General features: G+C 44.2%; 11 protein-coding genes and 1 pseudogene. 3 read left to right on the forward strand and 9 right to left on the reverse strand.

The features are described 5' to 3' along the window. Nucleotides 1-773: 773 nt before the first annotated feature. The 9 genes and pseudogenes from JCM19037_RS21225 to JCM19037_RS21250 form a co-directional block, all read right to left on the reverse strand. Complete coding sequence (locus JCM19037_RS21225) at nucleotides 774-1,946, reverse strand: M20 family metallopeptidase (RefSeq protein ID WP_081829500.1); 1,173 nt, start codon at nucleotides 1,944-1,946, stop codon at nucleotides 774-776. A 1-nt stretch (nucleotide 1,947) separates the two neighbouring features. After that, a complete protein-coding gene (locus JCM19037_RS27945; protein WP_238544857.1) occupies nucleotides 1,948-2,424 on the reverse strand; it encodes a M20/M25/M40 family metallo-hydrolase in 477 nt (158 codons plus the stop codon). Further along, nucleotides 2,349-3,305, reverse strand: coding sequence for a M20/M25/M40 family metallo-hydrolase (locus tag JCM19037_RS21230; RefSeq protein ID WP_238544858.1), 957 nt, complete (start codon nucleotides 3,303-3,305; stop codon nucleotides 2,349-2,351). The genes JCM19037_RS27945 and JCM19037_RS21230 overlap by 76 nt, the downstream gene beginning before the upstream one ends. A 12-nt stretch (nucleotides 3,306-3,317) precedes the next feature. Next, a complete protein-coding gene (locus JCM19037_RS29735; protein ID WP_081829501.1) occupies nucleotides 3,318-3,563 on the reverse strand; it encodes an oligopeptide/dipeptide ABC transporter ATP-binding protein in 246 nt (81 codons plus the stop codon). Then, nucleotides 3,536-5,062, reverse strand: coding sequence for an ABC transporter ATP-binding protein (locus tag JCM19037_RS29740; protein ID WP_307189912.1), 1,527 nt, complete (start codon nucleotides 5,060-5,062; stop codon nucleotides 3,536-3,538). Before JCM19037_RS29740 ends, JCM19037_RS29735 begins: the two co-directional genes overlap by 28 nt. After that, on the reverse strand, nucleotides 5,059-5,295 hold the full coding sequence (locus JCM19037_RS29745; RefSeq protein WP_307189913.1) for an ATP-binding cassette domain-containing protein: 237 nt from the start codon (nucleotides 5,293-5,295) through the stop codon (nucleotides 5,059-5,061). The genes JCM19037_RS29740 and JCM19037_RS29745 overlap by 4 nt, the downstream gene beginning before the upstream one ends. A gap of 29 nt (nucleotides 5,296-5,324) precedes the next feature. Then, nucleotides 5,325-6,230, reverse strand: coding sequence for an ABC transporter permease (locus tag JCM19037_RS21240; protein WP_373901427.1), 906 nt, complete (start codon nucleotides 6,228-6,230; stop codon nucleotides 5,325-5,327). Between the two features lie 21 nt (nucleotides 6,231-6,251). Next, nucleotides 6,252-7,167 (reverse strand): annotated as a pseudogene (locus tag JCM19037_RS21245) (ABC transporter permease). Between the two features lie 81 nt (nucleotides 7,168-7,248). After that, nucleotides 7,249-8,829 (reverse strand): ABC transporter substrate-binding protein, encoded by a 1,581-nt coding sequence (locus JCM19037_RS21250; protein WP_052364183.1) that lies wholly within the window; start codon nucleotides 8,827-8,829, stop codon nucleotides 7,249-7,251. A 293-nt stretch (nucleotides 8,830-9,122) separates the two neighbouring features. Between JCM19037_RS21250 and JCM19037_RS21255 the strand changes: the two genes are divergently transcribed. From JCM19037_RS21255 to JCM19037_RS21265, 3 genes are all read left to right on the forward strand, one after another. Continuing rightward, nucleotides 9,123-10,190, forward strand: a complete 1,068-nt coding sequence (locus JCM19037_RS21255) for a M20 family metallopeptidase (RefSeq protein WP_307189914.1) — start codon at nucleotides 9,123-9,125, stop codon at nucleotides 10,188-10,190. Between the two features lie 1,004 nt (nucleotides 10,191-11,194). After that, nucleotides 11,195-12,103 (forward strand): tetratricopeptide repeat protein, encoded by a 909-nt coding sequence (locus JCM19037_RS21260; RefSeq protein ID WP_042404451.1) that lies wholly within the window; start codon nucleotides 11,195-11,197, stop codon nucleotides 12,101-12,103. 18 nt (nucleotides 12,104-12,121) lie between these two features. After that, nucleotides 12,122-12,368 (forward strand): hypothetical protein (locus tag JCM19037_RS21265; RefSeq protein ID WP_042404453.1); only part of this gene is annotated, 247 nt, incomplete at its 3' end.

Below are 12,368 nucleotides of genomic sequence, written 5' to 3' on the forward strand. Positions count from 1 at the left end.
CCGAGCTCACCACCTGGCACAAGCATGTGATGGCCGGTCACGTATGTGACAATCCAGCCTCAAACCGGGCACTTTCGGCACGCAACTGTCACAAATCGCAACATTTGTGACAGTTGACACCATTTATGTGCACATTCACGTTTCAAATCATGATTTTCTTTCTCAAGTGTCACAAATATGAATTTATGGGGCATTTGGACTTCTTTCCACACACCGTAGCCAGGAAGCAGGAACGTGAACCGTGTTGCCCTTGTGCTCTGGAGTGTCAAGAAAACCTGTTGGGCGTTTTTTGACCACCGTTGTTGCACTTATGCTCTGGAGTATCAAGTAGACACAGCGAACACAAGCTGCAGCGCAGGGTGAGGTGATGTTGCCCTTATAGTCTGGACTGTATAGAAAACACGGTGGTCGCCTTTTGACCTCCGATGTTGCCCTTGTATCCGGAGTGCAAGCATCCGCATGCAGTGGAAGGCAACAACAAACTGCGCAATTAGGAAAATGTTAAGGTCATTCTATATAGATCGCAAAGTATCTGGAATAAACCATCGTTTTAACGCGATCTAGATCATTTCGGGGGCAATCTAGATTGCCGATCTCCTGAATATTCCCAGTTGGTAGGCAAATCGCCCTTTATGTGAGCAAACACCAATTCAACCGCTGTAGAGAGAGGTTGCACACTCAAACTTCTTCATATGCTTGGGTGTTTTGAGTTCCCACTAGCATGTATTGCTTAGCTCAATATGAAACGAAGCTCCTTCCACCTTTACGCACGTTTAACGGGCAGCTAAATAGCGATATGCCCATTCAGTGAGCAGGGCACTGCCGAGTGGCAAGGCATCCTCGTCGATATTGAAATTGGGGGAATGAAGAGAAGCGTGGATGTTTTTGCTTTTGTTGCCAACACCGAGGCGAAACATTGTGCCTGGAATTTGCTCGGTATAATATGAGAAATCTTCTCCGCCCATGGACGGTTTTCCGTAATGAAGCGCTCCAGAACCGAGCACATTCTCCACCGATTGTTCAAGGACCGGGATGAGCTGTGGGTCGTTGTATACGGAAGGAAACCCGCGTCGGTAATCCATCTCATATTGCGCGTCAAATGCTTCGGTAATTCCTTTAACAATTCTGTGCATTTCCGACTCAACGAGGTCACGGGCGGAAGGTTCTAACGTTCGCACGGTACCACCAAAGACGACTTCGTTCGGAATGACGTTGTCTGCAGAACCCCCGTGAATACGGGTGATCGACAAGACAGCAGAGGACAATGGATCGACATGCCGGCTAACAATTTGTTGTAGTGAAGAGATGACTTCGGCCGTTATCGTGATTGGGTCGGTTGCAAGGTAAGGGTGGGCGGCGTGCCCGCCCTTACCAATAATCTTTACAGAAAATACATCGACAGCTCCGGAGCTCAGTCCTTTTGTAACCGATGCCGTACCAATCTCATTTTTGGCATACACGTGTGTACCAGCAATCGCTTCCACTTTCGGGTTGTCGAGTGCCCCGTCTTGAATCATGCGCTCTGCCCCACGTAACCCTTCTTCTGCAGGTTGGAATAGCAACTTTACATTCCCGCGTTCAGGTGGTTCATCTGCGAGAAGTTTCGCGGCACCGAGCAACATTGCCGTATGCGCATCATGACCACACATGTGGGCAATGCCATCATGTTTAGAGCGATAGTCCAACTGCTCATTGGCTTCTTGCATCGGAAGTGCGTCCATGTCTGCGCGCAAGCCGACAGTCGGGCCGTTTGACTTTCCTGGAATGAATACAGTGAGCCCCGTTTTTGCAAGTCGCGTCGCGCTCAAACCAAACGATTGTAGCTGCTTCTCTACATAATTGCGCGTCTCAAACTCTTCAAAACCAAGCTCTGGATGTTGATGAAACTGTCTTCGCCACGTGATGAGTTCTCGTTTTATTGCTTCTGCGCGTTTACGTGTATTCATGTTATTCCTCCGGATCGTTTGCGAATTCATGCACGATGGTTGCCATCATCTTAATGCCATCAATGTAGTCTTCGATGGCAATGTTCTCGTTTGGTGCATGATTTTTTGAGTTTTCATTGCCAACACCGAGTGACACTGCTGGAATTCCTTGTTTTTGACAGATGTCATACATTGGACCGGTGCCTGGTGTGTTGCGAAGAACGACGGGTTTTTCTCCGTATACTCGTTCGACATTGTTTACGATCGTTGAAACGAGTGGGTCACTCGGATCCGTCTTGGCAGGGTGGCATCCGGATAATTTCGTCACGTTGATGTCAGAAAACCCATTTTGATTTAAATGATTCTTCAGCAAATCAAGGATTTCATTCGGATCTTGGTCACCAACGAGTCGAAAATCTAGCTTTACTTTTGCTTTAGACGGAAGAACCGTTTTTGAGCCTTCCCCGGTATACCTGATTCGATACCACAGATTGTACATGTCGGTTGGAATAACAACTTTTCTTTCAAACTCATACCAGATAAGCCTAGCAAGAAGCCGTCAAGGTCAAGAGCGGAGAGGGTAGCATTTTCTTCATAGTTCATGTCTTCGAGAATTTTCTTTTCAATCGGTGTTGGTGCATGCACACGGTCGTAAAAACCATCAATGAGGATTTCTTCTTGTTCGTTTTTCAACGTATTTAAGGCCCAAATTAATTGCCATGCGGGATTCTCGATAACAGCGGCATTTGCCGAGTGTAAGTCGGTGTTTGCTCCTGTTGCTTCTAGTTCTACGTAAAGCATCCCTTTCACACCTAGAGAGACTTGCAACTGTCCGTTCGGATTTTTGTAGCCGAATTCCCAAATGCAACCATCGGACGCAAGTTTGTCCGGGTAACGATCCGCGAATTCTTCGAGATGAACACTCCCGATTTCTTCCTCACCTTCAAAGATGAATTTCACATTTACAGGCGGTTTGCCATACACGTTCGTGTAGGCATGTACCGCACAAATTCTCGCCATCAAATTTCCTTTGTTGTCAGCGACCCCTCGTGCATACATTTTGCCATCGCGAATATCCGCAGAGAAAGGATCACTTTCCCACAACTCAATGGGGTCTTCTGGCTGGACGTCGTAATGATTGTAGAAAGAGAGCGTCTTTTCTGCACCGGTGTCTAGTTCACCAAAAACGACGGGAAAGCCACTCGTCTCCAATTGTTCTGATACGGCACCTGTCTTCTTTCGTAAGTAATCTTCAACCATAGTAGCGGTCGTCTCCATCCCGCGGTTTTGGGCAGCGACGCTTGGTTGCTTACATAAATCACGTAGCCATTCAATGTACTCCTCACGATGATCGTCGATATACTGATACACTTCTTTCATATTATGAGCCTCCTAGTCTTTGTTTCGGACGGGAAAGTGACAAGCGACATAATGCCCAGCTTCTTTTTCTTCAAATTCTGGAATCTCGACTTTACATTTCTCCGCTGCCATAGGACAGCGAGTATGGAATCTGCAACCAGTTGGAAGGTTGATTGGACTTGGGATATCCCCTTTAATTTCTGGCCGTTCGTGTTTCTTTCTTCTCGTTGGGTCAGCGATAGGAACGGCTTCTAACAGTCCGATTGTGTATGGGTGCATCGGCTGATCAAACAGCTGTTTTTGGTCGTCATCTCTACAATTTTTCCAAGGTACATCACAGCGACACGGTCGCTGAAATGTTTAACTGCAGGCAGTCCGTGGGCGATAAATACAAACGTTAAGTCCATGTCTTTTTGCAGCTTTTTTAATAGATTTAAGATTTGTGCTTGAATAGATACATCAAGTGCGGAGACGGGCTCGTCACAAACGATGATCTTCGGCTTTAAAGCAATGGCACGAGCAATGCCGATTCGTTGCCGTTGACCGCCACTGAACTCGTGGGGAAAGCGATACGCTTGTGCTTCACTTAGTCCGACTTTTTCCATTAAATCAAGCACTTCGGATTTTAATTGTTTCGTTGAATACGAGTGATGAGTACGTAATGGTTCTGCAATAATATCAAAAACTTTCATTCGTGGATTCAGCGATGAGAATGGATCTTGAAAGATCATTTGCATATCTTTTCGCTTTTCACGTAAGGCCTTTGATGAGAGTTTACTAAAATCTTCACCATCGAAGAAGATTTCACCAGACGTTGGGGTGAGCAGACGCATGATCGCGTTGCCTGTAGTTGATTTCCCACAGCCGGATTCTCCAACAATGCCAAGCGTTTCCCCGCGATTCACGAAAAAGCTTATGTCGTCAACCGCTTTTAATTGCTCGCTCTTTTTCCCGAACAGCCCTTTCTTAATGGTGAAATATTTCTTTAGGTTTTGCACTTCTAAGATTTTGTCTTCTGCGTTAGGCATTGGCAACCCCCTCACTTTCCTCCACAAATAACCAGCAACGTACTTGCCTTCTTCATCGTCGAGCAGATGAGGTTCTTTTTGAGTGCAAATGTCCATCACTTGCGGACAGCGGGGAGCAAAACGACAACCCGTCGGCATTTCTAACGGATTCGGCACGACACCTGCAATGGATTCGAGTTCATCTTTTTCTTCATGTATTTTCGGGGTGCTATCGAGCAGTCCTTTCGTATACGGGTGCTTTGGCTTCGCAAAAATGCTGTACACATCAGCCATTTCAACGACTTGACCAGCATACATGACGACCACTTTATCAACCATTTCCGCAACGACCCCAAGATCATGCGTAATAAAAAGGATCGACGTCCCGAAGTTATCTGTCACTTCTCTCATGAGCTGCAAGATTTGTGATTGAATGGTCACATCAAGAGCCGTTGTCGGTTCATCGGCAATTAACAGCTTTGGATCACAAGAAAGTGCCATCGCAATCATTACTCGTTGGCGCATTCCGCCGCTCAGTGAATGTGGATAAGAATTGTAAATGTCACGAGCACGAGGAATTTCCACACGCTCGAGCATTTCAATCGCTTTTTCTTTTGCTTCACTTTTGGACATCTTTTTGTGCAAGATGAGCATTTCAGAAAGCTGATTGCCGATTTTAAAAACAGGGTTTAATGAAGTAAGTGGCTCTTGAAAGATCATTGCGATATCGTTGCCGCGAATTCGCCGCATTTTCTTTTCAGATTCTTTCACGAGGTCAGTGCCTTCAAATTCGATCTTCCTCCGGCAATTTCACCAGGGTCTTCAATCAATTTCATAATGGACAGTGATGTAACGCTTTTCCCAGAGCCAGATTCACCGACGAGTGCAACGGTCTCTCCTTGTTTAATCGTAAAGGAAACCCCATCAACAGAAGGGATGATACCGTTTTCGGTATGAAAATGAGTACGCAAATCTTGGACTGTAAGTAAGGGCTGTTGTTCCATTTCTATCACCTTTCTTTCCTACCTTTTCGCTACTGATCGAGGGTCCAATACGTCTCGAAGCAATCCCCTACGAAGATGACAGCAAGGACAGTAATGGTGATGGCAATGCCAGGAAAAGTCGCAAGCCACCAGCTCGTCGCTAGATAGTCTCTGCCATCTGCTAAAATGCCGCCCCATGATACTTGAGGTGGTTGAATGCCCAAGCCGAGGAAGCTAAGGGATGTTTCAAGTATGATCGTTGTCGCCACCGTAAGTGTTGATATGACGATAAACGAAGACATCACATTTGGTAAAAGGTGTCGGACGATAATTTTCCCTTTGCGCACCCCAATAGAAGTTGCAGCTTTTATAAACTCTCTCTCTTTTAACGTTAAGACTTCACCACGAATCAGTCTTGCATAATTCACCCAGTTTGTGACCCCGAGTACAACGATCAATGTCAACATTCCTGGACTAAATATACTCAAGATGACGAGGGCAAATAGAATATTAGGAATGGATAAAAAGGAATCAACAATTCTCATAAACACATTGTCAATGAATCCACCGTAGTAGCCAGCGATTAAACCAACCGTTACGCCGATAATTCCTGCAACAACAACTGAACTTATGCCAACGAGTAAAGACACTTGAGCTCCATAGAATAACCGTGTAAGAATATCTCGTCCAAGGTGGTCGGTACCGAGAATATAAGTCATCGTCCCGCCTTCAAGCCACACCGGTGGTTGGAGCCGATCGACGGCATTCACAGCGTCTGGTGCGTGTGGAGATAGGAGGGGGGCGAGTATCGCAATGAGCGTGATGATTAGGAGCGTGAACACGCCAACGGTACCGGTTTTACTTTTAAAGAGAAGGAATCGCCATCGTTTAAATGATTTTGAAAATCCGCTTGTCGGTTTTTTATCTATTTGGTTTGTTGCTTCTGATGTTTGCATTCGTGGACACCTCCTTCATGTCTAGTCATATTTCACACGTGGATCAAACAGTCGATAAAGAATATCTGCTACTAAGTTCATGAGAATAACAATGAGTGCAATAATGAATACACTCGCTTGGACGATCGCCATGTCACGCGTGTTGACAGCTTGGATAATGAGTTGTCCGATGCCTGGCCAAGCAAATACTGTTTCAGTAATGAGCGTACCTCCTACAAGCGTAGACGTTTGTAAAAACGTGATCGTAATGACAGGAATAAGCGTATTTTTAAACGCATGTTTGAAAATAACGACTCGGTTTTTCAGGCCTTTGCTTTTGGCAGTTCGAATATAGTCTTGGTTTAGCGTGTCTAACATGCTCGAACGAATAAGGCGAGTCATCTCTGCGAATATTCCGGTTCCGAGCGTGATCGCAGGCAAGATCAAATGGCTCATTGAATCCCGACCTGACACTGGCAACACACCGAGAGTGACGGAAAAGAAAAGAATGAGCATAATGCCTAGCCAGAAGTTTGGCATCGCTTTACCGAGTGCAGCAATTCCTGTTGCAACAAGGTCAATTGGGGAGTTTTTGACGGTAGCAGACCAAACACCGAGCGGGATGGCAATGATGATGGCAAAAGCGATGGCTGCGAGTGCGAGCTCGAATGTTGCGGGAAGTCGCTCAAGAACGATGCTCATGCATCGCCACCGTAGTGGTAAGACGTCCCGAAGTCTCCTTGTAACATGCCCCACACGTAGTTTCCGTACTGAACGATAAACGGTTGATCCAGCCTAATGCTTCTCGGAGTACTTGTCGATCTTCTTCAGTTGCATCTTCTGGTAGCATCAACGAAACTGGATCTCCAGCTACATAGACGAGAAAGAATACAATGAAAGAGATGATGAACAGAACAGGAATGATCTGCAGGATCCTCCAAAATAAATACCGTGTCATCGGCTTCACCTCTTTTAGTATGTAGTAAATGAAGCACAAGGGAATACACACACCCTTGTGCTCTTCTTCGGTCAGGCAATTTTAGTTTCGTGTAATCGTATCTACGTAGAACATCTCATCAAACGTTGGCGTGTAATTTAATCGATCGTTCACACCAACGTTTATGGACTCTTGATGAAGGTAAATGTCAGGGCGTTCTTCAGCAATGATTTCTTGCACACGCTGATGTTGCTCTGCTCGTTCATCTAAGTCCATGTTCTGTCTTGCAGCGTCAAGTAGCTCGTCCACTTCGGCATTCACATAATCATGTTCTCCTTCAGACTCGGTGGAGTAGTAGCGATCAAGTGCGTTATCGGCATCTGCCATTGAGTTTCCAAAGCCAATCATGAAACTGTCTTCGTGTGAACCGCTCTGTCTTAAATCAACGAAGTTGCTCCATTCCATAAATTCTAAGTTCACGTTCACATTAATCGCTGCAAGCATTCCAGCGACAAGTTCTGCGACTTCAGTGTCTTGGAGGTAGCGTCCTCTTGGAGAATGAAGAGTCATATCAAACCCTTCTTCATAACCTGCTTCGGCCATGAGTTCTAGTGCTCGGTCGATGTCATACACATTCGTTTCGTAAAGGTCCTCATTGGCCCCATTATTTCCTGGTGTCACCCGCGTTCTCGTAGCGGTTCCAGCATCCATTAAAATGCTTTCAATAATGGCTTCGTTATCAATCGCAAGGTCAATGGCTTCTCTGACAAGCGGGTCAGAAGTTGGGTACCCTTCTGTATTTCGAAGCATGAGCATGAGCACTCGGTTGGAAGATTCTGACATTAAAGACACGCCGTCTGCATCTTCGATTCTTTCCCATTCACTAGGGGGTACGTTTACCGCAATATCAACGCCACCCGTTAAAAGTTCAGCGACACGCGTTGAATTTTCTGGAATAATTCGGAATGTCAACGTATCCCACTCTTCGTTTTGGCCATTCCAATAATCCTCGTAAGCTTCAAACACGACGCGGTCGTCACGAGCCCACTCCACAAATTGAAATTCCCCGGTCCCTATCGGGTTTTCTAAGAAATGATCCCAACCATTTTCTTCGATATATTCACTTGGCAATATGCCAGAGCCAATTCTCGAAAGTCGATTAAGTAAAATCGGCTCGGGCTCAGCCGTAATGATGTTGAAGTTTAACTCATCAATAACTTCAACTTCTTCAATGACGTTATAAAGAGAATGTTCTTGGAGAGACTCATCGGTTGCCACTCGCTCCAATGTGTATTTCACATCCTCTGATGTTAGGGGATCGCCGTTGTGAAAAGTAACCCCTTCACGCAAAGTGAAAGACCACGTATAATCATCAACAAGTTCGTAATCTTCTGCTAATTTAGGGATGAATTCTTCATTCTCATGATCATTTTGAACGAGGTAGTCAAACATGTTTACGTGAACAGCCTCAGTAGAAGTGTTGTTATGGTCATGAATGTCAAACGTGACAATGTCTGTACCAAGTGCGATCGTTAAGTCACGACTATCTTCATCCACATCCATTTCAATATCTTCATCAATCTCACTTGAAGCGGCTTCATCTCCATCCCCACCATTACCACATGCAGCCATACTTAAAAGTGCAACAGGAGCAAACGCAATCATCCATGCATGTTTTTTCAATGTAATCCCCCCTAATAATTGTAAGAAAATCATAGAGCATTGGTATTCACTAATAGCAGTGGGTTCTTTCGTCTCTGTAGTAATGAATGATGATTCTGTTCCCCATGAGAAACACCGATTTTCGTTTGAATTTGCTGAAAATTCTTGCCAATACCCCCTCTAGTAAATCAAGTCTATACACTTTATTACGATTGTGTAATACTATATTAAAGTTAAAATATTCATTTTGCAATATTATATTTAGAAAATTATAATATCGCAGTAAGAAAATCTTACATATGGAGTGATTTTACATGAAAGAGTATATTCATTCACAAATTGAATTGATGATTGAGCAGTTAGAAACACTTGTGAACATTGACAGCGGTTCCCATGACAAAGAAGGAATTGACCGTGTCGGTAATCTTTTACAAGACTGGTTTAGCGAACTAGGATACCGCACTGAAGTGTTCGCCGATGAGCAATATGGAGATAGTTTTTTGCTCTCCTATCCGGACGCAACACCTGACGTATTGCTACTTGCTCATATGGATACCGTGTTTGCGAAAGGGACGGTTGCTGCCCGGCCATTTGGCATTTCTGGAGACCGGGCCTATGGACCTGGGGTCATTGATATGAAAGGCAGCCATATTTCCATGTTGTATGCATTAAAAGCGTTACTCGAGCATGGGGGAGAACAGGCGGTTAAACATACACAAATTTTATTTACGAGTGACGAAGAAATTGGTGCGCCTTCCTCGAGAAATATTATTGAACGCGTCGCCGAAGGGAAGAAGGCTGTTCTTGTAATGGAGCCAGCTAGAAAGGATGGATCACTCGTTACATTTCGTCGCGGAGGAGGTCGCTTCGTATTAAATATCAAAGGAATCGCTGCGCATTCAGGCATCAATCCTGAAGAAGGAAGCAGTGCAATTGAAGCATTGGCGAGAAAAACGACAGAGCTTCATGCACTTTCTGACCATGAGAACGGTGTGAGTGTGAACGTCGGGATCATTTCAGGTGGAACGACAGTCAATACAGTTGCTGAGCATGCCCATGCAGAAATTGATTTACGAATTTCGAGCGCCGAGCAAGGTCCAGTACTTACGGATCAAATAACAGCCATATGTAACAAAGAGTCTTTAGATGGAACGAAAGCGACGGTTACAGGTGGGATTGGCAGACCACCGATGGAGCGTAACGAACAAACCGTTCAATTGTTAGCGCTCATCCAACAAGCGGGTGAAGAGATCGGATTACACGTAACCGAGGTAGGCACAGGCGGAAGTTCTGATGCTTCGTTTACAAGTGCAATGGGGATCCCGACAATTGATGGTATGGGGCCTGTTGGTGGAGGGCTCATAGTAGCGAAGAGTATTTAGAGCTACCTACCTTGCCCGAACGAACGCACTTACTCGCTGAAGTGCTGCTGTGGTTGGCGAAATAATAAAAAGACCATAGTACTGGTCGATCACCTTGCTCAGTGCCCAGCATCGGTGATCGGGAGGTGCTTAAAAGCAAATTGGAAGACGTATACGAGTAATTTTGCTTGAAAAATTATCTAACAACGATTCGATGATGAAATCATGTACACTCGCAACGCCATATGTTCCCCGAATCCTTGTATAGAGCAGACTCGTTAGCTGCGGTTAACGAGGAACTTATAAAGTGATAAGTTTACGAACCTTTAAACTTCGAACGGATGAATCTGGTTCCAAAGATCATCAATTGGAACCAGATTCACTCAGATATGACTGTTTTGCCTCGTTCTGGTTCCAATCGATGGCCATCTCCTTCCAAACATCTGTTTATGGAATCAGAATCATCACGTTAGGGCAAGTGAACGACAATTTAGTTCCAAAGCGGTGTATATGTTTGTCCTCGCATTCCCGTGACGATTGAGTCGAACCTCCTTCACTTCTCGGTACAAAAACTATTGGAGTGATTTAGCTACGAGACAGGGATATGAAGCCCCCCCTGTCATAAAGGTCAAATCATATGAAATCATGATATATTTTCTACATCTTGCCAGTCAATGAATGACTTTATTTCATCCTTTATAGCTTAATTCCCAGTGAACTAGGAAGTTTGAATCACCGATAATAGCAATTATTGTCGAAAATAATAGAATTATCAACATATTTAAATGATTTCCTTCCTTCTTGTCATTTTATCTGCTACTCTACCAATGACAATTGTCTTAGGGGTTGATTTTTTGCACCAAGAAGATTTCTTTAACATCTTACACGCTTGATATCAGTGCATATTAATTGAGGATAAGGAGGGAGCGGAAGCTTATAGAACCGAAGCTGAGCCAAGGATCCAATTAACTAACAGCAAACCTCTTAAAACATATTTTAACCTTGTTCAATTTCGTCATAAAGTCATGACACGAGAAGTTTTAAACGAGCCTGTACAACCGAAGACTTTTATTGAAGACGCAATTCGGGAGTCTGATACAGCCATTCAGTATTTGGGTTACTATGTCAAAGGCTTCTCGGATTTTAGTAACGAGAGATATTCACAGGCACTTGAAAGTTTCATTCAAGCGGAGCGGTTGCTCTCCAATATTAATCCGCTAGAACAAGCCGATTTTTACCTCAGAACAAGTGCTTGTTACTATCGGTTGAGTCAATACCCTTTGGCATTGGCATATGCAAAAGAAGCCCAGCGGATATTTAAGCCGAGCAAGAAGCATTATCGGCAGACTGTGAACACGATGGTTCTTATTAGTGGCATCAAGCAAGACACATTCACATTTGACCTACCTAATAAATATTTTGATGACTGCTTGATGCATGCTGCTGATGATTCGTATACTGAATCGATTGTATTTCGAGCAAAAGGTCTTTATTTTATGAAGCAGGAAAAGTTGCACATTAGTAAACGGGCATTCGAAAATGCGTTAAAATTGCAAATCAATCATCGCGGCACATTGTCGATCAAAACAGAGTGTGATTTGGCATATGTTTGCTTTAAATTGGATTTTCACACTGAAGGAATTCATTATTTAAACAACGCGAGACATCAGGCTGAACAAGCTGGCCTGATCGAACAGATCTCTCGATGTATGTTTATGGAAGGTTTTTTTCACCCAAATGGACTCAATCAAGAACAGGTTGATCAGTCATTGGAAATGTTGTCTAGCCATGGACTTCATTATGATCTCGGTGAGCTAGTAAGGGAGGTGAGACTGCACTACGTTAATGATGAAGACTTTCATACCGCTCACAAGTACTCTTCAATGTTACTGGAAACGATATCTGATCAACAAAAAGAAGGAATTTTAACCTAAAAAAAGGAGATTTTATCAATGAAAAAAATGATTGCGTCTGTGCTTGTTTTGCTGCTTGCTGTGTCCCCTACTGGCATCATTCTTGCCGACGAGGAGTCCGATGGACGAGTAGATATTGAGAAGCATGATGATTCATCAACGGATGGTCGGGTAGATATTGAGAAGCATGACGATTCATCAACGGATGGCCGAGTAGATATCGAGAAGCATGATGATTCATCAACGGACGGACGGGTAGATATCGAAGAAAACAATGATGCATTTT

It is taken from the genome of Geomicrobium sp. JCM 19037 (assembly GCF_000698105.1).
Lineage (GTDB): Bacteria > Bacillota > Bacilli > Bacillales > Marinococcaceae > Geomicrobium_A.

Coding starts and splice junctions, on each gene's coding strand:
- JCM19037_RS27945 (WP_238544857.1), bottom strand. CDS start 2,424: ATGTACAATCTGTGGTATCGAATCAGGTATACCGGGGAAGGCTCAAAA.
- JCM19037_RS29735 (WP_081829501.1), bottom strand. CDS start 3,563: ATGCACCCATACACAATCGGACTGTTAGAAGCCGTTCCTATCGCTGAC.
- JCM19037_RS21240 (WP_373901427.1), bottom strand. CDS start 6,230: ATGCAAACATCAGAAGCAACAAACCAAATAGATAAAAAACCGACAAGC.
- JCM19037_RS21225 (WP_081829500.1), bottom strand. CDS start 1,946: ATGAATACACGTAAACGCGCAGAAGCAATAAAACGAGAACTCATCACG.
- JCM19037_RS21255 (WP_307189914.1), top strand. CDS start 9,123: ATGAAAGAGTATATTCATTCACAAATTGAATTGATGATTGAGCAGTTA.
- JCM19037_RS21230 (WP_238544858.1), bottom strand. CDS start 3,305: ATGAAAGAAGTGTATCAGTATATCGACGATCATCGTGAGGAGTACATT.
- JCM19037_RS21260 (WP_042404451.1), top strand. CDS start 11,195: ATGACACGAGAAGTTTTAAACGAGCCTGTACAACCGAAGACTTTTATT.
- JCM19037_RS29745 (WP_307189913.1), bottom strand. CDS start 5,295: ATGGAACAACAGCCCTTACTTACAGTCCAAGATTTGCGTACTCATTTT.